This window comes from Vreelandella aquamarina (genome assembly GCF_020075495.1).
GTDB classification, from domain to species: domain Bacteria; phylum Pseudomonadota; class Gammaproteobacteria; order Pseudomonadales; family Halomonadaceae; genus Vreelandella; species Vreelandella aquamarina_A.
The window spans coordinates 15,798-41,566 of the sequence record NZ_JABYQT010000016.1 but is presented as its reverse complement, the minus strand read 5'-3'; the positions used below and the strand labels follow the sequence as shown (position 1 = coordinate 41,566).

General features: G+C 60.1%; 25 protein-coding genes and 1 tRNA gene. 11 read left to right on the top strand and 15 right to left on the bottom strand.

The genetic code is table 11. From position 1 onward, the window contains the following. Window positions 1-190: 190 nt before the first annotated feature. The 6 genes from HW452_RS16545 to HW452_RS16520 all read right to left on the bottom strand — a co-directional run bounded on the left by HW452_RS16545 (window position 191) and on the right by HW452_RS16520 (window position 5,379). Window positions 191-826 carry a 50S ribosomal protein L25/general stress protein Ctc gene (locus HW452_RS16545; RefSeq protein WP_224107198.1) on the bottom strand — a complete coding sequence of 212 codons (636 nt, stop codon included), beginning with the start codon at window positions 824-826 and terminating at the stop codon, window positions 191-193. Window positions 827-922: 96 nt separating this feature from the next. Then, a complete protein-coding gene (locus HW452_RS16540) occupies window positions 923-1,864 on the bottom strand; it encodes a ribose-phosphate pyrophosphokinase (protein ID WP_208623634.1) in 942 nt (313 codons plus the stop codon). A 57-nt stretch (window positions 1,865-1,921) separates the two neighbouring features. Beyond that, window positions 1,922-1,996, bottom strand: a tRNA-Gln gene (locus HW452_RS16535). Between the two features lie 33 nt (window positions 1,997-2,029). Then, window positions 2,030-2,881: a 4-(cytidine 5'-diphospho)-2-C-methyl-D-erythritol kinase gene (gene ispE, locus HW452_RS16530; RefSeq protein ID WP_224107197.1), complete on the bottom strand. Its 852-nt coding sequence runs from the start codon at window positions 2,879-2,881 to the stop codon at window positions 2,030-2,032. A 25-nt stretch (window positions 2,882-2,906) separates the two neighbouring features. Then, complete coding sequence (gene lolB, locus HW452_RS16525) at window positions 2,907-3,545, bottom strand: lipoprotein insertase outer membrane protein LolB (RefSeq protein ID WP_224107196.1); 639 nt, start codon at window positions 3,543-3,545, stop codon at window positions 2,907-2,909. Window positions 3,546-3,603: 58 nt separating this feature from the next. Next, window positions 3,604-5,379, bottom strand: a complete 1,776-nt coding sequence (locus HW452_RS16520; protein WP_224107195.1) for a tetratricopeptide repeat protein — start codon at window positions 5,377-5,379, stop codon at window positions 3,604-3,606. Window positions 5,380-5,621: 242 nt separating this feature from the next. Here HW452_RS16520 and hemA point away from each other — a divergent pair, with 242 nt between their 5' ends. Genes hemA through HW452_RS16495 form a run of 5 tightly spaced genes read left to right on the top strand, consistent with a single transcriptional unit; the run spans window position 5,622 to window position 10,190 of the window. Then, complete coding sequence (hemA, locus tag HW452_RS16515) at window positions 5,622-6,932, top strand: glutamyl-tRNA reductase (RefSeq protein WP_224107194.1); 1,311 nt, start codon at window positions 5,622-5,624, stop codon at window positions 6,930-6,932. Beyond that, window positions 6,929-8,017, top strand: a complete 1,089-nt coding sequence (gene prfA, locus HW452_RS16510; protein ID WP_224107193.1) for a peptide chain release factor 1 — start codon at window positions 6,929-6,931, stop codon at window positions 8,015-8,017. The genes hemA and prfA overlap by 4 nt, the downstream gene beginning before the upstream one ends. After that, window positions 8,017-8,898: a peptide chain release factor N(5)-glutamine methyltransferase gene (prmC, locus tag HW452_RS16505; RefSeq protein WP_224107192.1), complete on the top strand. Its 882-nt coding sequence runs from the start codon at window positions 8,017-8,019 to the stop codon at window positions 8,896-8,898. Before prfA ends, prmC begins: the two co-directional genes overlap by 1 nt. 28 nt (window positions 8,899-8,926) lie before the next feature. Beyond that, the gene (locus tag HW452_RS16500) at window positions 8,927-9,427 is read left to right on the top strand and encodes an Lrp/AsnC ligand binding domain-containing protein (protein ID WP_224107191.1); all 501 of its coding nucleotides are present in this window, start codon (window positions 8,927-8,929) and stop codon (window positions 9,425-9,427) included. Between the two features lie 4 nt (window positions 9,428-9,431). After that, the gene (locus HW452_RS16495) at window positions 9,432-10,190 is read left to right on the top strand and encodes a HesA/MoeB/ThiF family protein (RefSeq protein ID WP_224107190.1); all 759 of its coding nucleotides are present in this window, start codon (window positions 9,432-9,434) and stop codon (window positions 10,188-10,190) included. 187 nt (window positions 10,191-10,377) lie between these two features. Here HW452_RS16495 and ahpF read toward each other — a convergent pair whose 3' ends face one another. Together ahpF and ahpC are read right to left on the bottom strand one after the other, a co-directional pair. Continuing rightward, window positions 10,378-11,934 carry an alkyl hydroperoxide reductase subunit F gene (gene ahpF / locus HW452_RS16490; protein ID WP_224107189.1) on the bottom strand — a complete coding sequence of 519 codons (1,557 nt, stop codon included), beginning with the start codon at window positions 11,932-11,934 and terminating at the stop codon, window positions 10,378-10,380. A gap of 227 nt (window positions 11,935-12,161) precedes the next feature. Then, on the bottom strand, window positions 12,162-12,725 hold the full coding sequence (ahpC, locus tag HW452_RS16485) for an alkyl hydroperoxide reductase subunit C (RefSeq protein ID WP_224107188.1): 564 nt from the start codon (window positions 12,723-12,725) through the stop codon (window positions 12,162-12,164). Between the two features lie 316 nt (window positions 12,726-13,041). Here ahpC and HW452_RS16480 point away from each other — a divergent pair, with 316 nt between their 5' ends. From HW452_RS16480 to HW452_RS16465, 4 genes are all read left to right on the top strand, one after another. Then, window positions 13,042-14,145, top strand: coding sequence for a polyamine ABC transporter substrate-binding protein (locus tag HW452_RS16480; RefSeq protein WP_224107187.1), 1,104 nt, complete (start codon window positions 13,042-13,044; stop codon window positions 14,143-14,145). A 92-nt stretch (window positions 14,146-14,237) separates the two neighbouring features. After that, window positions 14,238-15,410, top strand: a complete 1,173-nt coding sequence (locus HW452_RS16475; protein WP_224107186.1) for an ABC transporter ATP-binding protein — start codon at window positions 14,238-14,240, stop codon at window positions 15,408-15,410. 34 nt (window positions 15,411-15,444) lie between these two features. Further along, the gene (locus HW452_RS16470) at window positions 15,445-16,356 is read left to right on the top strand and encodes an ABC transporter permease subunit (protein ID WP_224107185.1); all 912 of its coding nucleotides are present in this window, start codon (window positions 15,445-15,447) and stop codon (window positions 16,354-16,356) included. Further along, a complete protein-coding gene (locus HW452_RS16465) occupies window positions 16,353-17,192 on the top strand; it encodes an ABC transporter permease subunit (RefSeq protein WP_224107184.1) in 840 nt (279 codons plus the stop codon). Before HW452_RS16470 ends, HW452_RS16465 begins: the two co-directional genes overlap by 4 nt. Here the strand turns inward: HW452_RS16465 and HW452_RS16460 are convergent. Further along, complete coding sequence (locus HW452_RS16460) at window positions 17,189-17,398, bottom strand: CPXCG motif-containing cysteine-rich protein (RefSeq protein WP_224107183.1); 210 nt, start codon at window positions 17,396-17,398, stop codon at window positions 17,189-17,191. The two genes, HW452_RS16465 and HW452_RS16460, sit on opposite strands and share 4 nt — an antisense overlap. Window positions 17,399-17,557: 159 nt before the next feature. Here HW452_RS16460 and HW452_RS16455 point away from each other — a divergent pair, with 159 nt between their 5' ends. Beyond that, a complete protein-coding gene (locus tag HW452_RS16455; protein ID WP_224107182.1) occupies window positions 17,558-17,986 on the top strand; it encodes a DUF3617 domain-containing protein in 429 nt (142 codons plus the stop codon). 73 nt (window positions 17,987-18,059) lie between these two features. On the opposite strand, the gene HW452_RS16450 is transcribed toward HW452_RS16455, so the two are convergent. Both HW452_RS16450 and HW452_RS16445 read right to left on the bottom strand, forming a co-directional pair. Next, the gene (locus HW452_RS16450) at window positions 18,060-21,191 is read right to left on the bottom strand and encodes an efflux RND transporter permease subunit (RefSeq protein ID WP_224107181.1); all 3,132 of its coding nucleotides are present in this window, start codon (window positions 21,189-21,191) and stop codon (window positions 18,060-18,062) included. After that, window positions 21,191-22,258 carry an efflux RND transporter periplasmic adaptor subunit gene (locus HW452_RS16445; protein ID WP_224107180.1) on the bottom strand — a complete coding sequence of 356 codons (1,068 nt, stop codon included), beginning with the start codon at window positions 22,256-22,258 and terminating at the stop codon, window positions 21,191-21,193. The genes HW452_RS16450 and HW452_RS16445 overlap by 1 nt, the downstream gene beginning before the upstream one ends. Window positions 22,259-22,364: 106 nt before the next feature. Here HW452_RS16445 and HW452_RS16440 point away from each other — a divergent pair, with 106 nt between their 5' ends. Then, window positions 22,365-23,549 carry an NAD(P)/FAD-dependent oxidoreductase gene (locus HW452_RS16440; protein ID WP_224107179.1) on the top strand — a complete coding sequence of 395 codons (1,185 nt, stop codon included), beginning with the start codon at window positions 22,365-22,367 and terminating at the stop codon, window positions 23,547-23,549. A gap of 61 nt (window positions 23,550-23,610) precedes the next feature. On the opposite strand, the gene HW452_RS16435 is transcribed toward HW452_RS16440, so the two are convergent. From HW452_RS16435 to HW452_RS16420, 4 genes are all read right to left on the bottom strand, one after another. After that, window positions 23,611-23,913 carry a YqjK family protein gene (locus tag HW452_RS16435; protein WP_224107178.1) on the bottom strand — a complete coding sequence of 101 codons (303 nt, stop codon included), beginning with the start codon at window positions 23,911-23,913 and terminating at the stop codon, window positions 23,611-23,613. Further along, window positions 23,885-24,292: a phage holin family protein gene (locus HW452_RS16430; RefSeq protein ID WP_224107177.1), complete on the bottom strand. Its 408-nt coding sequence runs from the start codon at window positions 24,290-24,292 to the stop codon at window positions 23,885-23,887. Before HW452_RS16430 ends, HW452_RS16435 begins: the two co-directional genes overlap by 29 nt. After that, on the bottom strand, window positions 24,292-24,624 hold the full coding sequence (locus HW452_RS16425) for a DUF883 family protein (RefSeq protein ID WP_224107176.1): 333 nt from the start codon (window positions 24,622-24,624) through the stop codon (window positions 24,292-24,294). Before HW452_RS16425 ends, HW452_RS16430 begins: the two co-directional genes overlap by 1 nt. A 93-nt stretch (window positions 24,625-24,717) precedes the next feature. Then, window positions 24,718-25,749 (bottom strand): phospholipase A, encoded by a 1,032-nt coding sequence (locus HW452_RS16420; protein ID WP_224107175.1) that lies wholly within the window; start codon window positions 25,747-25,749, stop codon window positions 24,718-24,720. Between the last annotated feature and the right edge of the window lie 20 nt (window positions 25,750-25,769).

The window sequence follows — 25,769 nt, the reverse complement described above, 5'->3', positions numbered from 1 at the left end:
GACCTACCTCCAAAAAATTCGGCGAATATTGACGTCGCTCGTCCTTGGCGGCTTGAAGCGCAGTTGCAAAAGGCAAGCCGCAAAAAAAATCAAGCGCCGAAGCGCTTGATCTTATCACTCTCGGGCCATGCAAGCATGGCCCGAGCCAAGTACGTATCAGCCATCAAGGCGATGCGTACCTCTAACAGCCTTACTCAGCGCTGGTGCCTTCTTCGCCTTCACCTTCGCCTTCTGCTTCATCACGTACTTTTACCTTCGTGATGCTGAGAACGGCGTTGTCGTGCTCTTCGCCATGGCTCAGGTCGACAGAGGAAACGCCCGCCGGCAGCGCCAGGTCAGAAAGGTGCAGGGTGGTGCCCAGCTCGACCTTGGAGATGTCGACTTCCAGGTAGTCAGGCAGGTCTTTCGGCAGGCAGCTGATAGCTACTTCGTTGGCCAGTACGTGCAGTTCGCCGCCCTGGTCCTTGATACCTACACACTTCTCTTCGCCAATCACGTGCAGCGGCACGTTCATGGTGATTTCGTGAGTGGCGTCAACACGCATGAAGTCAGCGTGAGTCAGAAGGGGCTTGTAGGGGTGACGCTGAAGATCACGTACCACTACCTGCTCTTCTGTACCGTCGATTACCAGCTTGATGACGGAGGAGAAGAAGGCTTCGTCTTCGATCGCCTTGTAGAAAGCGGTCTTTTCGACAGAAATGGACTGCGCGCCTTTCTCGCCGCCGTACACAACGGCCGGAACTTGCTGGTTCGCACGACGCAGGCGGCGGCTCGCACCTTTCCCCAGGTCGTTACGAACGCTGGCTTTCAGGATAAAATCAGACATGTAATTTGCCTCTTGGTTTAAGTAAGGAAACGCCGCCGCCCGCGACCAGACGACGACGTTCCCAAGGCCCCAGAAGGGGGCTGTATCGTCAGGCGATCAGTGGAACATCGCGCTGACAGATTCTTCGTTGCTGACCCGGCGGATCGCTTCGGCAATCAGCCCGGCAACGCTCAACTGACGAATTTTTCCGCTGCGACGCGCATGGTCGGCAAGCGGAATGGTGTCGGTCACGACAACTTCGTCCAGCACTGAGTTGGTAATGTTGTCCACGGCAGGGCCGGACAGGATCGGATGTGTTGCATAGGCAACGACACGAGCGGCGCCATGGTCCTTCAGCGCTTCACCGGCCTTGCACAGCGTGCCGGCGGTATCGATCATGTCGTCGACAACCACGCAGGTGCGACCTTCGATTTCACCGATGATGTGCATCACCTGAGCCTGGTTGGCCTGAGGGCGACGCTTGTCGATGATGGCCAGGTCAGCATTCAACTGCTTGGCGATGGCGCGAGCGCGCACCACGCCGCCGACATCGGGGGAAACCACCACCAGGTCGGCATAGTTCTGACGCTCGATGTCGTCCAGAAGAATCGGCGAGCCGTAGACGTTATCGACCGGCACGTCGAAGAAGCCCTGGATCTGGTCGGCGTGCAGGTCCATGGTCATGACGCGGTCAACGCCGCCCTTGACCATCATGTCTGCCACGACCTTGGCGGAAATGGGGACACGCGCCGAGCGTACGCGGCGGTCCTGGCGGGCATAGCCGAAGTAGGGGACCACTGCCGTGATACGAGCTGCCGATGCGCGACGCAGGGCGTCGACCATCAGGATCAGCTCCATCAGATTGTCATTCGTCGGTGCACAGGTGGACTGGAGGATAAACACGTCCTTACCGCGCACGTTCTCATTGATCTCGACTGCGATTTCGCCGTCGCTGAATTGGCCAACCGTGGCGTTACCCATGCGGCTGTCCAAGCTCTCGGCAATCTTTTGAGCGAGTTCGGGATTGGCATTCCCGGTGAAAACCATCAATTTTGACACGCGCAGCCACCTTTGCAGTGTTTGGAATCAGGGGAGAAAACGCAGATCATGTCAGGTTGGCTGGGGTACCAGGATTCGAACCTGGGAATGCCGATACCAAAAACCGGTGCCTTACCACTTGGCGATACCCCAGCAATAACAACCTAATGCGATGACCGGGCGCTTTCAGCAGCCCAGAGCATCTTGTAGAGGGGAGGTGTTAAGTCCGCGTGCTGCCCACGCCGGCCAGCGTTGACCTGCCAATTTAGCAACTGTGCGTGCGGCGCTCTCGGATTCGAACGTCGCAAACAAGCAGCCACCAGTACCGGTCAGCCGACTAGGTGCATGCTGCGCGAGCCAGTCGAGCGCTTCCGCTATCTGCGGATAGCGTTTCTTGACGACGGCCTCGCAATCGTTGCGCCACTCAGACGCTCCCCCCTGCAGTGCGCGCGCCATAGTAATGGGGCGGCTGTCGCGTGTCAATTCCGGGTCCTGGAAGATCAGCGGCGTCGAGACGCTGACGGCCGGGTGAATGACCACGAACCAGGGGGTGTCCAGCGTGACGGCGGTGAGTCTTTCGCCGACACCTTCGGCCCAGGCACTGTGACCATGGATGAAGACCGGAACGTCCGCCCCCAGCTCAAGCCCTAGCGTGGCAAGTGTTTCGCGGGAAAGGCCGAGTCGCCATAGCGTGTTCAGGCCCGCCAGAACGGTGGCAGCGTTGGAGCTGCCACCGCCCAGCCCGCCGCCCATGGGCAGTCTTTTCTCGACGGCAAGTGTGACACCCAAGGGCGTATGGGCATGGCGCTGCAGCAGGCGAGCGGCACGCACGATCAGGTTGTCTTCGCAGGCCACGCCATCAAGCGGTGTGGCAAGGTGTATCTCGCCATCTTCGCGCAGCGTCAGGGTGAGGCTATCGCTCAAGTCGATGATCTGAAAAAGCGTCTGAAGCTCGTGGTAGCCGTCGTCGCGACGGCCCACGATATGCAGCATGCGATTGAGCTTGGCAGGGGCTGGCAGTATTAATGAAGCGGACATGCTGGCTCGCAGGTTAACGGATGGATCAGGAGCGCCACTGGTTGACGACCAGGGTGATACGCACATCGTCGTAGTTCATGACCAGACGGCGCGGTAGCCACATGCCTTCCACCTCTTCCCAGTCACGATAGTCGATTTCCCAGCCATCCTGTTGCAGGTTACGTGGAAAGCCAAGCTCATCGGTTTCCAGCTGATAGCTTGCGTGATCGCCCGGCAGGCCGCGCACCCAGTCGGGCATGGCGCTGACCGGCAGTGACCAGCCAAGCTGCTCTTCCATCAGGGCTTCCGGGGTTTCAGCCTCGAAGCGGCCTTCGCCGGTAGTCAGCGAAAAGCGGCCTTCGCGGCCTTCAAGCACACTGCGTCCGCCGCCAAATGGGCCGCTGATCAGCATGCGGAAGTAGTGGGGGTGCTGGTTCCAGTCCAGGTTGGCGCTCTGGTTCTCCTGTGGCGTGCGCAGCCCTGCCTTGCCGATCATCGTCCAGGTGTCGAACGCCTCTACCTCTGCCTGCTGGCGCTCCCATTGCCCTGACTGGCGACCGCCATCGTCTACGGGGGCCTGGGACGCACAGCCGGCCAGAAGCAGCAGGGCGGCGCCGGCAAGCCATAGGCGTGGGAGGCCAAGAGGGCTTGAAAGGCGCTTGGCAGCAGGCAGTGTGATCAACATGAAAGACTCCTTGTCATTAATTGATAGCGTTAAAAATTGCCCGAGACGGCACATGGCGTCAGGGTGAGGTCGGGGCAAGTTCGGGGTGGCGCTGCAGCAGCTCGTCGATCTGAGGGTGCCGCGAGGTGCTTGCCTGGATGCGTATGATCAGCTCGCGTGCCTCGTCGCTGCGCTCCAGGGCGTGGAGCACCTCTGCCAGGTGGGCGGCCACTTCCTGGTCCGGCATCTGATTATAAGCGCTTTCAAGCCAGGAAAGCGCCTCCTCAGGCTGGCCCAGGCGGAAGTAGACCCAACCCATGCTGTCAAGCACGGCCGGGTTGTTCGGGTCCGCTTCGTAAGCGCGCTCGATCAGCGTGCGCGCCTCTTCCAGACGGCCTGGCAGATTCATGTCGGCCAATGTGTAGCCCAGTGCGTTCAAGGCAACCGCGTTGTTCGGCTCCTGGTCCAGCAGCTGGCGCAGGTCCTGCTCCATGCCGGCGAAATCGCCCGCCTCCCAGGCGCGCATGCCGCGTAAATAGAGCAGGTTGGTATCATCGGGGGTGCGGGTCAGCTCCCGGTCGAGCAGCGCGGTGGCTTCTTCTGGCTGGTTGAGCTGGTCGAGCAGCTGCACCTCGAGCGCCACCAGGTCACCAAAATAGCGGTCATAGCGCATCCGTTCGATACGCAGAAAGGCTCGTGCGTCGATCAGTCGGTCGTCGTCGATCAGCATCTGGGCGGCGGTGGCTCGGGCGGGCAGAAACTCGTCGCCTTCGCTGACCTGGCGGTAATAAAGTAGCGCGTTATCGATGTCGCCCTGTGACTGGGCGATGGCGCCCAGCAGATAGTAGGCCAGGTTGGGCACGTGCTCCTGGCCAATCAGCGGTTGCAGCAGGCGATAGGCCGGCTCGCCGTGGCCCTCCTCCAGATAGAGTTGAGCAAGGGCCAGGCGCAGGTCCTGGTTGCCGCCATGGCTTTCCAGCAGTGCATCGGTCTGCGCTTCGGCGGCGGCAATGTTGTTCAGGCGAATCTCGGCTTGAGCCAGCATGAGAATAAAACGCACGTCATCGGGTGCCAGGCTTATGCCCTGCTGGGCGGCGCGTCGAGCGGTCTGCAGGTCGCCTTCTTCGAGTGCCAGGCGCGCCTGAGCCAGCCACAGCGCCGGCGACTCAGGTTCACGCCTGGCCACCTCATTGAGACGCTCCTGGGCCTTCTGGGTGTCACCCAGCGCAGCTTCCAGCAGTGCCGTTGCCAGCAGAGCATCGCTGTGGTGTTCGAGCTGCGCGGCACCGGGCTGGGCCAGGTGGTCGCGCAACTGCCGAACCAGCAGTGGCAGTGGCGCACTCTCTTCACTCACGGCAAGTTCGGCAAACGGGGTCAGCTCGCCATGGCCGCCGCCCTGAGTGATGGCCAGGCGCTGCTCCAGGCTGTCGACCCAGTCACCCCGCTGCAGGGAAATCGAGGCCAGCAGCCGGTTGGGCGTTTCTGCTTGCGGGGCCAGCTCGCGCCAGCGCAGCGCGGAGGTCTCCATGAGCGATACGTCCTCGCCAAACCGGGCGGCGAAGGTGGCGCGCTCGGCAAGAGCAGGCGTGCCATAGCGCCGCGACGCTTCCAGGTAGCCTTGGCTGGCATAGCGATAGTCGCCGCGCTGGCCGGCAAGCTCGGCACCCAGCAGCGTGCGCAGCCCCTCGGCGTCAAGGCCGCGGGTAATGGGCGGCGCGGCGCGCATGGGGTCATCGTTGAACAGGCTTGGCGAGCCACCATTAAAAGAGGGTGATGATTGGCAGCCGCTCAAAAGGACCACAGTGGCGGCCAGGGGCAGCAGGGGTGAACCCGATAGTCGTGAGCGAAGGGGCATGCGTCTCTCATTCAAGTGGCCGAGTGTTCAGCATAGCGGCTTGGCTGGCTGCGGCAAAGTGGTGTGCGCCAGATGATGGCGGGCTGTGATAGAATAGTCGACCTTGAAAGGCAGCCCTATAGGCGCAATTGAGTATCTGGCGCTGCCGCCAGGGGCTACTGCTTGTAGCAGCCCGACCAACATCGAGATTTCAAGACCGATAGTGACGTGACGACCGAACCACTAGCGAAGACGCATACCGCATGACGCTCCTTGCCCTCGGAATCAATCATCGTACGGCCAGTGTGGCGGTACGTGAACAGGTGGCTTTTACGCCGGCGCAGCTTGAACACGCGCTGGAGCAACTGCGTGGCCTGCCCCACATCAGCGAAGCCGCGGTGCTCTCGACGTGCAACCGCACGGAGCTCTATTGCGTCACGGACGCCGCTGGCGAGCGAACGGTGCTTGAATGGCTGAGCCGCTTTCATGACCTGAGTATCGACGAACTGACCCGCTGTGCCTACCACTATCTGGACAACGACGCCGCGCGTCATTTGATGCGCGTCGCCGTCGGACTCGATTCCATGGTGCTGGGAGAGCCGCAGATACTGGGGCAGTTGAAGGACGCCTACCAGCATGCCCGGCAGATGCAAGGACTGGGCGGCGAACTCGAGCGCCTTTTCCAGCATACCTTTGCCGTTGCCAAGCAGGTGCGTACCGAAACCGGTATCGGCAAGAACCCGGTGTCGGTGGCTTACGCTGCGGTCAGCATGGCCAGCCGGATCTTTGATGATTTCGGCCGCGCCCGGGCGCTGTTGATCGGCGCCGGTGAAACCATCGAGCTGGTAGCGCGTCACCTGCACGAAGCCGGTGTACGCAAGCTGATCGTGGCCAACCGCACGCGTGAGCGTGCCGAGCAGGTCTCGTCACGGCTGGGCGGCCAGGCGATCACGCTATCGGAGATTCCCGCGGCACTTGAAGAGGCGGATATCGTGATCTCCTCGACCGCCTCGCCACTGCCGATTCTGGGCAAGGGCATGGTCGAAAGCGCGCTGAAAAAACGTCGCCACCGTCCGGTCTTCATGGTGGATATCGCCGTTCCTCGGGATATCGAGCCTGAAGTGGGCGAGCTTGCCGATGTCTTCCTGTATACGGTGGATGACCTCGAAGAGGTGATCGAAGAGAACCGACGCCACCGCCAGGTGGCCGCCGATCAGGCCGAATCGCTGATCGAACACGGTGTCGGCAGTTGGCAGCACGAGCGCCGCATCCGCAACGGTGGCGAGCTGATTCGCGAGTATCGCCATCATGGCGAGGCGCTGCGCGATGCCTCGCGCGACCAGGCGCTGGAGCGCCTGGCGCGGGGGGAAGACCCGGCGGAGGTGGTCGAGCGCCTGGCCCACCAGTTGACCAACCGCCTGCTTCATCAGCCCACCCAGGCGATACGCGATGCGGCTTCCCACGAACATCATGCACTGCTTGACGCCGCGCCGCGCCTGCTGCTGCCTGCTAAACCTGCCTTTGAACAGCCCGCGCCCAAGGCTAACCGTCATAAGGATAATACGCCCGCATGAAAGATACCTTGCGCCAACGCCTGGACAGCTTCACGGAACGTTTCGAAGAACTTGCAATGCTGCTGTCCGACCCTGAGGTGATCAACCACCAGCAGCGCTTTCGCGACTACTCACGCGAGTACGCCGAACTCGATGAGCTGGTGGCTGCATGGCGGCAGTACCGCAGCGTTGAAGATGATATCGACTCCGCCGAGCAGTTGAGCCGCGACAGCGACCCGGACATGCGCGAGCTTGCCGAAATGGAGATCAGCGAAGGGCGCGAAAAGCTCGAGGCCCTGGATGTGGAACTCAAGCGCCTGCTGGTGCCCAAGGATCCGGACGATGGCCGCGGCGTGTTTCTGGAAGTGCGCGCCGGCACTGGCGGCGATGAGGCGGCAATCTTTGCCGGCGACCTATTTCGCATGTACTCACGCTATGCCGAGAAGCGCGGCTGGCGCGTGGAAATCGTCAGCGCCAGCCACGGCGAGCAGGGCGGCTTCAAGGAAGTGATTTCCCGGGTAAAGGGCGAGGGTGTCTATGCGCGCTTGAAGTTCGAGTCCGGCGCTCACCGTGTACAACGCGTACCGGCTACCGAGTCCCAAGGGCGTATTCACACCTCGGCGTGTACCGTCGCGGTCATGCCTGAAGTTGACGATGTCGGCGATATCGACATCAACCCGGCCGACCTTCGCGTGGATACCTACCGCTCGAGCGGGGCAGGCGGGCAGCATGTCAACACCACCGACTCGGCGATCCGGATTACCCACTTGCCCACCGGCGTGGTCGTGGAGTGCCAGGAAGAGCGCAGCCAGCACAAGAACCGTGCCAAGGCGATGTCGCTGCTGGCGGCCAAGCTCAAGCGCAACGCCGTGGACAGCCAGCGCCAGGAGCAGGCCGATGCGCGCCGTTCGCTGGTCGGCTCGGGCGATCGCAGCGAGCGTATCCGAACCTACAACTTTCCCCAGGGGCGGATTACCGATCACCGCATCAACCTGACGCTTTACAAGCTTAATGAGGTGGTCAGCGGCGAGCAGCTCGATGAAGTGATCGATCCCCTTATTCATGAGTATCAGGCTGAACAGCTCTCGGCGCTGCAGGAAGCGTAATGACCCTTGATGCGCTGCTCCAGAAGGCCGCTCGGCGATTGCAGGCAGCGGGGTCTGCCTCCCCGCGGCTGGATGCGGAAGTGCTTTTGGCTTACGTGACAGGGCACGACCGCACCTGGTTGTATACCTGGGGCGACCGCGAATGCCCGCCCTGGGAGCATGCCCGTTTCGATGCCCTGATTGCCGCGCGCATTCAGGGCCAGCCGGTTGCCTATCTGACCGGCGAGCGTGAGTTCTGGGGGCTCAAGCTCGCTACCTCAAAAGACACCCTGATTCCCCGGCCGGATACCGAAACGCTGGTCGAAGCCGCGCTGAGACGTGTCGCGACTCGAAAGGGGCGGCTGCTGGACCTGGGTACCGGCACCGGGGCCATTGCCCTCGCCTTTGCCAGCGAGCAGCCCGGCTGGCAGGTGTATGGGGTGGATCTTCGCCCTGGCGCCGTGGCCCTGGCTCAGCGCAACGCCGAAACCCTGGCCTTGAATAACGCCCGCTTCATGCAGAGCAACTGGTTCAGCGCCTTTGAAAAGGGCGGCGAGCGGTTTGATCTGATCGTGAGCAATCCGCCCTATATCGCCGCGGATGACCCGCATCTTCACCAGGGCGATGTACGTTTTGAACCGACAAGTGCGCTCGTGGCAGATACTGGCGGGCTGGCGGATCTTCTTTACCTGGTCGGCGCTGCGCGCGATTATCTGGCAGACGCGGGCTGGTTGATGCTTGAGCATGGCTACCGTCAGGCGGCCAGTGTTCGCGCCGCCCTTGCGGAGGCAGGCTATCAGGCGATCGAAAGCATCCGCGACCTGAGCGGCCACGAACGCATTACGCTGGGAAGACGCCAGGAACCAGCGCCCGCCCGGAATGGCCCTGTGGTGCTGCCATAGATGCCTGCTTTATCAAATGGACCCTGCCATGAAGCCTAAAAATAGAACGCTGGACCGTATCGATCTTAAAATTCTGCGCTGCCTGCAGGGGAATGCGCGTATTTCCTATGTGGACCTGGCCGCCGAGGTCGGATTATCCACCACTCCTTGTCTTGAGCGCGTCAAGCGCCTGGAGCGAGCAGGCGTCATCCGTGGCTATCAGGCGATTCTTGACCCGCAGGCGCTCAAAGCCAATCTGCTGGTGTTTGTCGAGATCAGTCTGGAAACCCAGTCGCCGGCGGTCTTCGACGAATTTCGCCGCGCGGTGGAAACGCTGCCGCAGATTCAGGAGTGTCATCTGGTGTCCGGCCAGTTCGACTACATCCTGAAGTGCCGCATTCCGGAAATGGCCGCCTACCGCCAGCTGCTTGGCGACGTGGTGCTTACCCTGCCCGGCGTCAAGGAGTCCAAGAGCTACGTGGTCATGGAAGAGGTGAAGGAAAGCTTCAGCCTGCACGTACCCGATGTCGAGGAATTCGAGGATAAATAAGCCCATGATGGACGATCAGGCCCTGCTGCGTTATAGCCGTCAGATCATGCTCGCGGAAGTGGACATCGAAGGCCAGGAGCGTCTGCGCCGCGCCCATGCAGTGATTATCGGCGCGGGCGGCTTGGGCTCACCTGCCGCACTTTACCTGGCCGCAGCCGGCGTCGGGCAGATCACGCTTGCCGATGCAGATCACGTGGAGCTTTCCAACCTGCAGCGTCAGATTGCTCACCAGCAGGCAAGCATCGGCCAGAACAAGGCAGCGTCTGCCAAGGCCAGCATGCAGGCGCTCAATCCGGAGTGCCGGGTTACCGCCCTTGAAGCCCATGCCGACGGTGAAGCGCTGGATCGCCTGGTGGCGTCGGCCGATGTGGTACTGGACTGCACCGACCGTTTTTCCAGCCGTTATGCCGTCAACGCGGCGACCCAGAAGGCCGGCGTGCCACTGGTCTCGGGTGCAGCGATCCGTTTTTCCGGCCAGTTGGCCGTGTTTGACCCGCGTGAGCCTGACTGCCCCTGCTATGCCTGCCTGTACCCGCCGGATGCGCTGGGCGACGAGGCGTTGAGCTGTGCGGAAAGCGGCGTCATGGCACCGCTGGTAGGGCTGATCGGCTGTTTTCAGGCTGTAGAAGCGTTCAAGCTGTTAAGCGGCGCGGGCCAGCCCCATCAAGGGCTGTCCACTTTTGATGGGCTAAACGGCCAGTGGCGTCACTTCAAGGTACCCCGGGACCCGGCGTGCAGCGTCTGTGCTTCCCGCCAGGAATAGCGTCGGCGCTCGGGCGTGTTGAAGGTAAAAGCAGCGTAATCGAGAGGCAAAAAAAAGCCCGCTGGGCAGAGCGGGCGCGACGTCACGGTCTTTACGTCAAAAAGGATCAGGGAGGGCAGGCTGGGGGCAGCCGCCTATGTAAAGCGCTGCTGCCCGGTACCTGGCATTTGATAATACGGGGTTGAAACTAGTTGCGAATCAGGTAATCGAATGCGCCCAACGATGCCTTGGCACCTTCGCCCATGGCGATGATGATCTGCTTGTAGGGCACCGTGGTAACGTCGCCGGCGGCGAACACGCCGGGCACTGACGTCATGCCATGGGCATCGACGATGATTTCACCGCGTGGCGACATCTCGATGGGCGAATCCTTCAGCCACTCGGTGTTGGGCACCAGGCCGATCTGCACAAAGATGCCTTCCAGCGCGACGTTCTTGACCTCATCGGTGTTGCGATCCTTGTAGGTCAGGCCGTTGACGCGGCTGCCGTCGCCGGTGACTTCGGTGGTCTGGGCGTTGAGGATGATGTCCACGTTGGGCAGGCTCTTGAGCTTCTTCTGCAGGACAGCATCGGCGCGCATCTCGCCCATGAATTCGAACAGCGTCACGTGGCCGACAATACCGGCCAGGTCAATGGCTGCTTCCACGCCGGAGTTGCCACCGCCGATGACGGCCACGCGCTTGCCCTTGAACAGCGGGCCATCGCAGTGCGGGCAGTAGGCAACGCCCTTGTTGCGGTACTGCTGCTCGCCGGGAACGTTCATCTCGCGCCAGCGGGCACCGGTCGCCAGCACCAGCGTCTTGCTTTTCAGCTTGGCGCCGGACTCAAACGTGACCTCGTGCAGCCCGCCTTCGGTTTGTGCCGCCTTGAAGGCCGTGGCGCGTTGCAGGTTCATCACGTCAACCTCGTACTCCTTGACGTGCTCTTCCAGCGCGCTGACCAGTTTCGGGCCTTCGGTATGGGTCACGGAAATGAAGTTCTCGATGCCCATGGTGTCGGACACCTGACCGCCAAAGCGTTCGGCGGCAACGCCGGTGTTGATACCCTTGCGTGCCGAGTAGATGGCCGCGGCGGCACCGGCTGGGCCTCCGCCAATGACCAGCGTATCGAACGCGGCTTTTTCGCTGAGCTTCTTGGCTTCGCGGTCGGCGGCACCGGTATCTACCTTGGCAAGAATTTTCTCAAGGGTCATGCGGCCTTGATCAAACGGTTTGCCGTTCAGATAAATGCTGGGCACCGACATGATTTCACGCGCTTCCACTTCATCCTGAAACAGCGCCCCATCAATCGCCACGTGGCGAATGTTCGGGTTGAAGATCGCCATCAGGTTGAGCGCCTGAACCACGTCCGGGCAGTTCTGGCAGGAGAGCGAGTAGTAGGTCTCGAAGAGCATTTCGCCTTCGAGTGCCTTGATCTGGTCGAGCACCTCGTCGGAGGCCTTGGGCGGATGGCCGCCTACCTGCAAAAGGGCCAGTACCAGAGAGGTAAACTCGTGGCCCATGGGAATGCCGGCAAACACCACGCCGGTCTCTTCGCCGGTGCGATTGAGCGCGAAGGACGGCGTGCGGCTATCCTGTCCATCGGTCTTCAGAGTAATCTTGTCACTCAGGCTGTTGATGTCTTCCAGCAGACCGAGAAGTTCACGTGACTTGGCACCGTCATCAAGGGACGCAACGATCTCGAACGGTTGAGTCACTTTTTCCAGATACGCTTTCAACTGACTTTTTAAATTGGCGTCCAGCATGACAGTGGCTTCCTCGTAATCTTTAAAAGGCGTTCTCGACCAATCAGCATGACCATCCTGCCGGGGGCGTAGCACGGCAAAAGGCCGTCATTGGGAGAACCGATAGCGCGTTTGCATGAACCACCCGGACGGGCGTCCGGGTGGTGGGCGAAAGCCTGCAACGGTTCACGAATATCAATGAGATAGTTCGTTTCAAGCGTCCGTCAGCAGACCATTGCGTTCGCCGTTTAGATCTTGCCGACAAGATCCAGGGAAGGTGCCAGCGTTTCTTCGCCTTCTTTCCACTTGGCCGGGCATACTTCGTTGGGGTTTTCGCGAACGTACTGTGCGGCTTTTACCTTGCGCAGCAGTTCTTCGGCGTTACGGCCGATGTTGCCGGCGTTGATTTCGACGATCTGGATCTTGCCATCCGGGTCGACCACGAACGTGCCGCGCTCGGCCAGGCCAGCCTCTTCGATCAGGACTTCAAAGTTGCGTGAAATCTGCAGGGTCGGGTCAGCCAGCATCGGGTACTGAAGCTTGCCGATGGTTTCAGAGCTGTCGTGCCATGCTTTATGAGTGAAGTGGGTATCGGTTGAAACGCTGTAGATTTCCACACCCAACTTCTTGAAGGCTTCGTAGTTGTCGGCCAGATCACCAAGCTCGGTCGGGCAGACAAAGGTGAAGTCGGCCGGATAGAAGAAGAAGATGGACCACTGGCCTTTCAGGTCGGCGTCTGTTACATCGATGAATTCGCCATTCAAGTAGGCGGTGGCTTTAAACGGCTTTACTTCAGTGTTGATCAAGGACATCCAGATTATCTCCGTGTCTTGTGCATGAGTGTGAAAGCGATGGTGGTCATGCTAGAGCTATTTAACCCATAGCTAAAATTGGAAAAAGCCATGCGACTTATAGAATATAACTATTGCCTAGCTGGCCAGCGCCGCTTTGCCGTACCTGTAGTGGGGGCAGCCCGCCTATAATGCAAGAATCTTTCACATTGACTTGCGATAGGGGGCGCTGCGACGCAAAATTCGCAGGTTAAGCAGAAAGTCCTAAGCTGAATCGAACAGGCGAACTAGCAGGTCTTGCAGGCGATACCGTTTTCGAACATCAAGGAGCAGCAGAATGGGGAACATTCACAAACTTTCCGGGGCCGTTGCGGCCGTCTCTTTTGCCGCAGCGGCGTCTGTCGCCCATGCCGATGAGGTACGGGTGTATAACTGGTCTGACTATATTGCACCGGAAACGCTCGAGAAATTTACCGAACGTACCGGCATTGATGTTATCTACGATGTCTACGACAGCAACGAGGTACTGGATGCGGCGCTGCTTTCCGGCCGCTCAGGCTATGATGTCGTGGTACCCTCGAGCCACTTCTTCACGCGCCAATTGAAGGCAGGTGTCTACCAGCCGCTCGACCATGAGCGCCTTGGCAATCTTGAAAACCTCAACCCCGAGCTGATGGCGAGCCTTGAGCCGATCGACGGGGAGAGTGAATACTCCGTACCTTATATGTGGGGTACCAACGGTATCGGCTACAACGCCGAGCGTATCGAAGAAATTCTGGGTGAAGATGCCCCTGTCGATAGCTGGGCGCTTCTTTTCGACCCGGAGGTCACCAGCGCCCTGAAAGCTGGCGGTTGCGGCATTTCCCTCATGGATTCCGGCATCGAAATGCTTCCAGCCGCCATGGCCTATCTGGGGCTCGATCCGCAGAGCAATGACAGCGCCGACCTGGAAGCAGCGGGTGAAGTGATTACCCAGGTTCGCAACAACGTGACTTATTTTCACTCGTCGCGTTATATCTCTGATCTTGCCAACGGTGACATTTGCGTTGCCGCTGGATATTCAGGTGATGTCTTCCAGGCGGCTGAACGTGCCGAGGATGCCGGGCGCGATTTCACCATCGCCTATAGCATTCCCAAAGAAGGCGCTGAACTCTGGTTTGACATGATGGCAATTCCGGCGGATGCGCCCAACATGGAAAATGCCCACGCCTTTATCGATTTTATCCTCGACCCGGAAATTGCCGCCGAAATCACCGACTACGTGAGTTACGCCAATCCCAACGCAGCGGCCGATGCCTACCTGCCGGAAGAGATCCTGAACAACCCGGCAATCTACCCGGAATCCGAGGTCATGCAGAACCTGTTTGTACCTCTGGAAAAACCTCAAAATGCTCAGCGTGCGCTTACCCGTATCTGGAACCGCGTAAAGTCTGGCCGTTAAGTTACACCTTGTCTGACAGCGAGCTCGGGATACCGGGCTCGCTGTTCATCTTTCAATGCCCGGGTTTCCGGGCCTTTTGATGGGAGTGGCGAATGGTCACTACGCCCCTGTCGAACGAGCCTTCAGCACCTGTTCCGTCGGCACAGCGTCCCCAGGGAAAGACCCCACGGTTTGCTGAAGATATCGTGCTTGAGGTCAAGCGCCTGAGCAAGCGGTTTGACGATGCGCTGGCCGTTGACGATGTAAATCTCAAGGTAAAGCGCGGCGAGATATTCGCACTGCTGGGCGGCTCGGGTTCTGGCAAGTCCACGCTGCTGCGTATGTTGGCCGGATTTGAGACCCCGACCGAAGGGCGCATTTTGCTGGGTGGCAAGGATATTACTGCCGTACCGCCCCACAAGCGCCCGATCAACATGATGTTTCAGTCCTATGCGCTGTTTCCGCACATGAGTGTGGCGCAGAACATCGCGTTCGGCCTGAAGCAGGACAAGCTGCCCAAGGATGAAATAGAAGCGCGTGTTGCGCAGATGCTGAAGCTTGTGCATATGGAGCGCTTTGCCAAGCGCAAGCCGCATCAGCTTTCCGGCGGCCAGCGCCAGCGAGTGGCGCTGGCGCGTTCGCTCGCCAAGCGGCCCAAGCTTCTGTTGCTCGACGAGCCCATGGGGGCGCTGGACAAGAAGCTGCGCACCGAGATGCAGCTCGAGGTGGTCGAGATCATCGAGCAGGTGGGCGTTACCTGCATCATGGTGACCCACGACCAGGAAGAGGCGATGACCATGGCCGACCGCGTGGCCATCATGGCCGATGGCTGGATCGAGCAGGTTGGTTCGCCAGTGGATGTTTACGAAAGCCCGGCCAGCCGCATGGTGGCAGAGTTCGTCGGCACGGTGAATCTGTTTGAAGGCGAAATAGTCAAGGATGCCGCCGATCACTGCCAGATTGCATCGCCGGCGCTGGAAAGGCCTATCTATATCGACCACGGGATCACGACCCAGGCGATGGATCGGCGAGTATGGGCCGCGCTGCGCCCGGAGAAGGTCTGGCTGACACGTGAAAAGCCCACGGGTGCCTACAACTGGGCCGAAGGCAAGGTCGACGATATCGCCTATCTGGGCGGATTCTCGCTTTACTATATCCGTACCGCGACGGGGCAGATGATCAAGGTCAGCATGGCCAATACCGAACGGCGAGGCGACCGGCCCACCTGGGAAGACAGCGTGTATGTCTACTGGGAAGACCATAGCGCCATCGTGTTGAACCGTTAATGGGGCCTCTAGTCCCTTCAGGAGATTGCCTTTCATGATGCTATCTCACGTGACCACCATGCTCAGGCGCTGGCAGCTGGGCCGCCGCGCGGTGGTCGCCTTTCCTCTGGTATGGCTGTTACTGTTCTTTTTGCTGCCCTTTGCGCTGGTGCTCAAGATCAGCCTGTCGCAGGGAGCAGTGGCGATCCCCCCCTACGGGCCGCTTGTCGAGTATGCCGACCAGACCCTGAGTATCTTTCTGAACCTGGGCAACTATCTGTTCCTGCTTTCGGATTCGCTGTACGTTGCCGCGTACTGGGGGTCGGTGAAGACGGCATTCATGTCCACCGTGGTGTGCCTGCTCATCGGCTACCCCATGGCCTATGCCATGGCGCGTGCGCCGGCACGCTGGCAGCTCTTGCTGCTGCTGCTGGTCATGCTGCCGTCCTGGACCTCGTTTCTGATCCGCGTCTATGCCTGGATGGGTATCCTGAGCAACAGCGGGCTGATCAACAACCTGTTGATGGGGCTTGGGTTGATCGAGACGCCGCTGCGCATGATGAACACCCAGTTTGCGGTGGTGATCGGCATCGTGTATGCCTATCTGCCGTTCATGGTGCTGCCGCTTTATGCCCACCTGACCCGGCTGGACAACTCGCTGCTGGAGGCCGCATCAGACCTTGGTTCGCGCAAGCTGAATACCTTTATCAAGGTGACCTTGCCGCTCTCTCTGGGCGGAATCATCGCGGGCTCCATGCTGGTGTTCATTCCGGCGGTGGGGGAGTTCGTGATTCCGGAGCTCCTGGGCGGGCCGGATACCCTGATGATCGGCAAGGTGCTGTGGGAAGAGTTCTTCCTCAACCGCGATTGGCCCATCGCCTCGGCGCTGGCAATGGTCATGCTGCTGTTGCTGCTGATACCCATTGTCTGGTTCCATCGCTATCAGTCTCGGGAGCTTGAAGTATGAGCCTAGTACGTCGGCGGCCCCACTTTTCGACCGTCATGCTGATCATCGGCCTGCTGTTTCTTTACCTGCCCATGGCGGTGCTGGTGGTGTACTCCTTCAACTCCTCCCGGCTGGTTACCGTCTGGGCCGGCTTTTCGACCCAGTGGTATTCGGCGCTGTTTCGCGACCAGCAGATACTCTCGGCGGTATGGACGAGCCTCAAGATCGCCTTTTTTGCCGCCAGCATGGCGGTGTGCCTCGGCACCGTGGCGGCGTTTGTCATGACCCGCTTTGGTCACTTCCGTGGCAAGACGGCGCTTTCCAGCATGGTCACCGCCCCGCTGGTGATGCCCGAGGTGATCACCGGGCTTTCGTTGCTGCTGCTGTTTGTGCAGATGGCCCAGCTGACCGGCTGGCCCGCCGACCGTGGCGCCTCCACGATCTGGATTGCGCACACCACGTTCTGTAGTGCCTACGTGGCGGTCGTGGTGGCAGCGCGGCTGCGCGAGCTGGACAGCTCCATCGAGGAAGCCGCCATGGATCTGGGGTCGCCGCCGCTCAAGACGTTCTTTTTCGTGACCCTGCCCATCATTGCGCCGGCGCTGGCAGCGGGGTGGCTGCTGGCCTTTACGCTGTCGCTGGATGACCTGGTCATTGCAAGCTTCGTGTCGGGGCCCGGTGCCAATACGCTGCCGATGGTGGTGTTTTCTTCCGTGCGCCTGGGCGTTTCGCCCAAGATCAATGCGCTGGCCACGCTGATCATTCTCACGGTGTCGCTGGCGACCTTCCTGGCGTGGTACTTCATGCGCCGCAGTGAAGCCAAGCGGCAGCAAAGCCTCAAGCAGGACGCCGCCTAGAGAATGTCATCGTCCTGACCGGTAAGCACGGCTTCGAGCTCACCGGTCATCGGCGAGATCACGACCTTGAGCTGAATGGGCGCGCAGCACTGATGGCAGTCTTCCCAGGTAGCGTGGCTCCCCTGGGAAGTATCGATCACAAAGGTAAGTGGCGCATCGCAGTAGGGGCAGTGAAAGTCGTGGTTTACCAGCGCGTCGTCGTGCATGAGAGGCTACCTTGAACAGGGTAATGCTAGTCAGGGGCGGAGTATGGCATAGGTCAGTGTAGCAGCCAGGCACGTGGACCAAGCATTGCCGCCATGAATCAGGTAGGATGGACGCGGTCTTTTAAAAGTACTATTTCCTACGTGCTATAGAGAGAAACGATGATGTTACGAAACATGGCAGTTGCGGCCGTTCTGGCCTTCCCGATGGTCGCTCTGGCAGATACTCCGAATGTCACGCCGGGCGAGTGGGAGTTCGTCAGCGTTACCAGTATCAGTGGCGACATGGATATTCCGGATCAGACGGAAACTGAGCGTCAGTGCATCACCCAAGACGAGCTCGATGGCGCCGAGTTCGGGTTGATCGAAGAAGAGGAGGGCTGTGAGCTTCTCAATCAGGATATGGACGCTGATGGCCTTTCCTACAGCATGGTATGCCGCGCCGAGGGTGGCGAAGCGAGCATTGACGGTGAAATGCGCTTCATGGGCGAGCAGATCACCGGCAGCGTGGATATCCTGACCCAGTCACCCATGGGTGAGCTTGCGATGAATACCGCTATCGAAGGCGAGCGGGTGGGCGAGTGCGAATAAACCGCCGCCAGTATGGCTGATTAGCCATATCCGCTAGCCAAAAGGGCGCTTTTTCTAAAAGCGCCCTTTTTTTTCAGGTGTCAATTTCCCGCCGAGAAGGCCGGGTATCCATGGCCATCTCAGCTTCCAGCTGGCGCTTGACTGCTCCCGGCGAGCCGGTATGACGCGCAAGCAGATCGTAGGCCACGGGCACAACAAACAGCGTGAACAGCGTGGCGGCCCCCACACCTGCCATGATGACGGTGCCGATCACCAGACGTGATTCTGCCCCTGGCCCGCTTGATAAGATCAGCGGTATGGCGCCGGCCATGGTCGTAATCGCCGTCATCAGAATGGGGCGCAGGCGGGTAACCGAGGCCTCGATCAGCGCCGTGCGAAAAACTTTCCCTTCATCGCGCAGCTGGTTGGCGAACTCCACGATCAGGATGCCGTTCTTCGCGGCCAGGCCGATCAACAGTACCAGCCCCACCTGACTGTAGATATTGAGCGATTGGCCGGTAAGTAACAGCGCAAGCAACGCGCCACTCATGGCCAGCGGTACCGTCAGCATGATGACCAGCGGGTGAATCAAGCTTTCGAATTGTGCGGCCAGTACCAGAAACACGACGATAGCGCCGAGCACCAGCAAGAACGTCGTCGCGCCTCTGGCACGCTGGAAGTCCCGCGAGGGCCCGGCCACGTTGGTCTGTGCCTCTTCGGGCAACAGCCGCTCGGCGGCATCTTCAAGGTAGTCAAGCGCCTCGCCCAGCGGGTAGCCGTCGACCAGGTTCGCCTCGATGGTGATCGCCCGAATGCGATCAAAGCGGTTGAGCGTACTGGCGCCGGCAAAATCGGAAAGCGTGACCAGGCTTGCCAGCGGAATCAGCTCGCCGGAGCGCGCCGAGCGAACCTGAATGTTATCCAGCGCGCGTGGGCTGTTCTGGTGCCTTCGGTCACCTTCCACGATCACGTCGTACTCCTCGCCATCATCCACATAGCGCGTCACATTGCGCCCGCCCAGCAGTACCTCCAGCGTACGGCCTATTTCGGTGACGGTCACACCCAGTGCGGCGGCGCGCTCATAGTTGATGTCGACGCGAAGCTGGGGCTGGGTTTCGTCATAGTTGCTTTCGAGAGCAGCCAGGCGCGGGTTATCCTCGCGGACATGGTCGATCAAGGTATCCCGCCAGCGGGCAATCTCTTCGTAAGTGCCGCCACCGAGCACGAACTGGACCGGTTTTTGGGTGCGCTGCCCAAAGCCCTGGCGCATGACGGGAAATGCCTGAACGCCGGGCAGCGAACTTAGCTGTCCGCGCACATCGTCCATGATGTCCCAGGCGCTGCGGCGGCTGCCCCAGTCGGTCATGTTGATGATGATGAAGCCGCTGTTGAAGTTTTCGATATTGCCAAACCCGCGCGGTGCCCGCACTACCACACGTTCGAACTCGCCGGCGTCGATGAACGGTGTCAGGCGCGCTTCGATCTCATCCATGTAATCCATCATGTAATCGTAAGTGGCGCCTTCCGGGCCATTCACCAGAACGATGAAGTTGCCCCTGTCTTCCTGCGGCGTGTACTCGGTAGGAAGCGCCGTGGCAAGCCAGGCCGTCGCGGCGATCAGCCCAAAGAACAACCCGACCACCAGCCAACGCATGCCCAGCGTCCACTCGAGCACGTGCTGGTAGCGCTGCTGAGTAGCGCCCAGCAGTCGCTGTACGCCTTTACCGATGCGGCTATCGTGCATGCCCGGCTTGAGAATCTTGGAGGCCATCATGGGCGTGAGCGTGAGCGCGAGCAGCGTCGAGAAGACCACGGCGGCGGCCATGGTCAGCGCAAACTCGGAAAACAGCCGGCCGATATCGCCCTGGAGCATGCTCAGTGGTACGAAGACGGCGACCAGTACCAGCGTCGTGGCAATCACTGCAAAGGCGATCTGGCGGGTGCCACGAAAAGCGGCGACCAGCGGTGTTTCACCATAGTCGTGCATGCGGCGGTTGATATTTTCCAGTACCACGATGGCGTCATCGACGATCAGCCCGATGGCCAGCACCAGTGCCAGCAGCGTCAGCAGGTTGATGGAGAAGTTCATCACTGCAAGCGCGGTAAAGGCGCCGATCACTGCAATGGGCACGGTAACCGCGGGTACCAGGGTCGTGCGCAGGTTGCCCAGAAAGATGAAGATCACCGTTACTACCAGACACATGGCGATCAACAGCGTCATCACCACCTGATCAATGGCGCCGGCCACGAATACCGACGCGTCGTAGTTCAGGCTCAGGGTCATGCCGTCGGGCAGTATGCCTTGAAGGCGCGCAAGCTCTGCCTGCACCGCCTCAGAGAGTTCGATCACATTGGCGGTGGACTGCATGATCATGCCAAGGCCGACCATGGGAATGCCGTTGGCTCGAAATACCGAGCGATCTTCCACCGAACCCACCTCGACCCGGGCCACATCGGCCAGGCGCACCAGATGACCGTTTTCACTCTGGCTCAGCGCCAGGCGCTTGAAGTCATCGGCGGTGGCAAAGCTGCGCGGCAGGCGGACGATGAACTGGCGATCCTGCGACTCAATGGAGCCTGCCGGCAGCTCGACGTTCTCGGCGCGCAGCGCGTCCTCGATATCACCCACGGTGAGTCCGCGGGCGGCGAGGGCGTTGCGGTCGAGCCAGACACGCATGGCATAGTCGCGGCCCCCACCGAGTCTTACCCGGGCAACGCCGGGCTGCACCGAGAGGCTATCGACCAGAAAACGGTTGGCGTAATCGGTAAGCTCGGTGATCGAATAGTCGGCGCCGGAGAGGCTCAGCCAGACGACGATCTCCTCGCTGCTGTCCGCCTTGGTGACTTCAGGCGTATCGGCATCATCTGGCAGGTTGCGCAATGCGCCGGCGATCCGGTCGCGGATATCGTTGGCTGCCGCGTTGATATCCATGGCGATGCTGAACTCGATCTCGATACGCGAGCGTCCATCTTCACTGCGCGAGGTAATCAGTTCGATACCCTCGACGCCCGCAATTCGGTCTTCCAGCACCTGGGTAATGCGCGTCTCCACCACGTTGGCGGCCGCCCCCGGGTATCGGGTGTCGATACTGACGATCGGCGGGTCCACGGTGGGATACTCCTGGAGAGGGAGGCGCTCAAGTGCGAGCAGGCCAAAGGCGACGATCAGCGCGGCAATCACCATGGCAAGTACGGGCCGCTGAACGGAGATATCCGAAAGGCGCATCAGCGATTCGCCTCCAGCAGTGTCCGTATACCGGTATCGTCATCCACGATGCCCAGCAGGCGTACCTCCAGGCCATCGCGGGCCAGTTGAAGGCCATGGACCACGACCAGATCCCCCTCGGCCACACCCTCGAGAATTTCCACGTCGCCAACGCGTCGCTCACCAATGGTTACTTCTCTTCTTTCCAGGCGCAGCGCATCGCCGCTCTGATCGATCAGCATGACGTAGTGCTGGTCGCCGCTGGGTTCCAGGGCAGCTTCCGGCAGCACCACTGCCTGGCGCACCCGCTGCTGGACGATGACTTCCATCAGCATGCCGGGGCGCAGCCGCCCATCTGCATTATCGAGCTCGGCGCGCACGTCGATGCTTCTGGAAGTCGGGTCGACCCGTGTGCCGATACTGGCAATCTCGCCGCTGAAGACGTCATCTGGATAGGCCGCCGTGGTAGCACTCAGCGAAAGGCCAGGTGATAAGCGGCCCAGGTAGCTTTCCGGAACGCTGAAGTCGAGCTTCATGACGTCGAGCTTGTCGAGCGTGACCAGCGCCAGCCCTGGCGTCACCAGCGCACCTTCGCTGATATTTCGAAAGCCGACCCGGCCGCTGAACGGCGCCCGAATGCGGTAGTTGGCAAGGCGAGCCTCCAGTGCCTGAATATCCGCCTCGGCCTGGCGCAGCTGGGCCTGGAAATCCTCCACGTCGGCCCGGGCGGCCAGGTTGCGAGCCTGCAGCTGGGTGGCGCGCCCCAGCGCATTGCGCCGCTCGTCACTGATGGCTTCGGCCGAGCGTAGCTGGGCCTGCTCTTCACTGTCGTCCAGACGTACCAGCAGTTGTCCCCGTTCTACCTGTTCACCGTCCTGAAACGTGATCTCGGTGACGATATCGGTCACCGTTGCCGACAGTGTCACGCTTTCATCGGCGCGCAGGGTGCCGAGCGCATCCAGTGGGTCGGACCAGGTGGTTACTTCGGCACGGCTGCCGATCACCGACGGTGGCGTTTGGGCGACGGCTTGGGCCGGTAGCGTGAAAAGCGTCAAAATAAGCAGAAAGCGTCGAGCAGGCACGAACATAAGCGTCTCGGTAGAAATTGTTATAAGCGTATTAAGGCATGAAGAAAATTTTCTCCCTGCCGTGAGCTGCTAAAATGGGCGCTCTTTTGCCCTGAGAGTCTTTTTTATGGTGTATGACGTTGTGGTCATCGGCGCCGGTGCCGCCGGCCTCATGTGCGCTGCACAGGCGGGCTATGCCGGCCGACGCGTACTGGTACTTGACCATGCCAACAAGGCCGGTAAAAAAATACTCATGTCAGGTGGGGGCCGATGCAACTTTACCAACCTTGGGACGACACCTCAGCACTTTTACTCTGCAAATCCCCATTTTTGTATTTCAGCCCTCAAGCGCTACCGTCCTGAGCACTTTGTCGAGCTGGTCGACCGCCACGGCGTGGAGTATGTGGAAAAGACGCCGGGCCAGCTGTTCTGTGCCACCTCAGCCAAGGAGATCCTGCGTGTACTGCTGACCGAGTGCGAGTGGGCAGGGGTGGAGATACGGCTCAAGACACAGATTACGACGCTGGAGCGCAAAGGCGATGCCATGTGCCTTGCCACCTCGCTTGGCAGGATAGAGGCAGGCGTGGTGGTGGTGGCAAGCGGAGGGCTTTCGATACCAACCATGGGAGCAACCGGGTTTGGCTTCGAGTTGGCGCGTCAGTTCGGCCTTGACGTACTGCCTACCCGGCCTGGGCTTGTACCCTTTACCCTGAGTGATGCCTGGAAGGCGCGCTGCGCCGAGCTTTCTGGCGTCAGCCTGCCCGTATCCGTTTCAAGTGCCGGGCGGCGCTTTACCGAACCCATGCTGTTTACCCATCGCGGCCTTTCCGGCCCTTCCATGCTGCAGATATCTAGCGTGTGGCAACCGGGTTCCGCTATTGAAGTCGATCTGCTGCCGGCAGAGGATGCTGGTGACTCCCTGCGCAAGGCGCGAGAGATCACGCCCAAGCGCCAGCTCTCTACCTGGCTTGGCGAGCGATTCCCGAAACGCTTTGCTCAGGCACTGCTTGAGTGGTATCCCGACCCAGATCTTGCCAGACCGCTTGCTCAGTACAGTAACGCAGAGCTTGAGCAGTGGGGTGGTCGGTTGAATCAGTGGACGTTGAAGCCGGCGGGCACAGAAGGGTGGCGCACTGCCGAGGTCACCATGGGAGGTGTCAACACGCAAGCGATCTCGTCAAAGACATTCGAAGTAAAGGATCTGCCGCAACTGCGCTTCATTGGCGAGGTGCTGGATGTAACGGGAGAGCTGGGCGGATATAACTTTCAATGGGCGTGGGCCAGTGGTGTCGCCTGCGGACAGGCTTGCTAGGCTTCTTTGCTTGCTGGGCATTCAGGCAGAAGCAACCAGGCTGCGTGTGCAGCCTGGCAAGTCAGGTGGCAATCTTGGTCAGCAGCTTGAGCTTGCGAAACAGCATGTAGCCAGCAAGCCCCTTGCGGGCGGCCCGCACAATGCCGCCAGGGCGGCGAACGAGCCTGTAGGCCAGTACGCCGCTCGCTGCATAAAGCGGTAGCTTGATACTGCGCCAGCTTTGGTCCAGCGGTGACGTTGAGCGCTGCAGAAACTCGCTGCAAACGAGTATGTCGATTCGCTGCTGTTCCATCTGGGCAAGCAGTTCGGCCTTGCGCTCGGCACGACTCAATGGTTCAGCGCTCTTGTCGACTTGCTTCGTCATCGTCTTTTACCTCGAGCAGCGCACGATCCGCCGCCAGCTGTTTGAGCGTTTCCTTGAGCAACGTGTGCCGCCTGGCTTGATAGCCTGCGATGACCGCCAGAAGCACGCTGGTGCCAATCAATACACCTGCACTGATTCCAATGGCCAATAAGCGATAGGAGTCCCAGAAGATGACTACGACCAGCGCTGTCAGCGTCGCCACACCCAACAGTAGAAAGAGCAGGCTGGCGCCGGCCAGCAGTATCAGGGTCAAGATACGGGCGCGTTCTTCTTCAAGCTCCAAAACCGCCAGACGCAGGCGGGTTTCACTGTTGGCAACCAGTGATCTCAGCAAGCGTTTGGCGGCAGAAAAGACGCGCTGGGTTGGACCCAGAGACATTAGCGACGACCGAGCAGCATACCTACCAGTACACCTACGGCCGTGCCGATGCCGATGCTTGACCAGGGGTTTTCACGCACATAGCGGTCACAGCAATCCACCTGATCGGAAAGCGTTTCGCGGGTGTCTTCATATAAGCGCTCGCCGCGGGCTTCCAGCTGCGCACGGGCTTTTTTGAGGCGGCTTTCAGCGCGAGCGCGTAGGTCGCTCATTTCGCCGCTGGCGTCTTTGGAGGTGGCGTTGACCAGCTCTTCGACCGTGTCGCTCAGGTGACGTAGATCTTCTTTGAGCTGATCTGCACGGGAGTCGCTACCGAATTGACGTTTAGCCATTGTGTCTTCCTTTGACGAATGAATGATTTAACCTATATCAGCATAGCAGCCGATAACGCATAGACAAGCATGATTTTGACTGGTTCCCCTGCATCAGCGGTTGAGCCCCGTGGCACTGAAGAGCGGATTCACGCTGAACCCGATGCTCAGGCGGTGCACGCGGTTATCGTAGTCGATCATGCTTTCCCCGTACCCGTAGTAGTACTGCAGGTGAGCGCGCAGGTTGTAAAAGGCAGGCCAGCTGTAGTCAATCTGGGTGCCGTGGTGGTCGGCACTCGGGTTGCCACGCCACTGGGCGCTGACTTCATGGTTATTGTTCAGTCGCTTGGACAGGCGAACGTCACCATAGCCCATGTAGCGCTCGATATCCGGGTTGTCATCATCGTTTGCCGACTCCGGAATACGCCAGTGCGGCGCCAGGGTCAGCGCCCAATCGCCACGCTGGAACGTACTTTCCAGGTAAACGCGGTTCCAGCTGCGCGACAACGGGTCCGAACGCCCGTTTGATTGATGGTTGAAGGAGACACGGTTACGCGTGTTGACCCAGCCCAGCGCGCTCCAGGCATTGTCGAAATCAATGAAGATTTCCGGTTCGTAGTTGGTTTCCCGGAACGGCGAGGAGGCATCCGTATTATACGCCTGCCACCAGCTGCGCTGGGTGTAGCCGAAATAGACATCGCCCACTTCACCAAAGATGTCTTCGGCAAGATTGACCTTCACACTCAGCTGAAACTTGACTTCATTGCTGTCCGGCGACGAAGCGGTCGTCACATTTCTGAAGTTCGCCTCGTTCTGCCGGGAGTTGTAGCTGACCGGGAACAGGTAGTTGGTACGGTGCGTGGTAATCGCAAACGGATTACGCGTGGATTCCTGCTCCAGCTGGCGACGCTCGTTGAGGTCTTCGCGAGCGATCTCTTCAGGCTGCAAGCCGAACACCGTGCTGTCCTGAGAAGCGTCGGACGCAGCAGTGTCGTTGAGTTGTTGGCGAAGTTGATAGAGCTCACTGTTGAGCTCACGGATACGTGCCTCGATCTCGTCCTTGGAGTCGGCCAGGGCGGCGCTGCTCAGCGTCTCGGCGCTCAGTAACGTCAGCAAACTTACACACAGCAGTTTTCGGATAACCATCTAAGTGGCTCGCAAGTAGG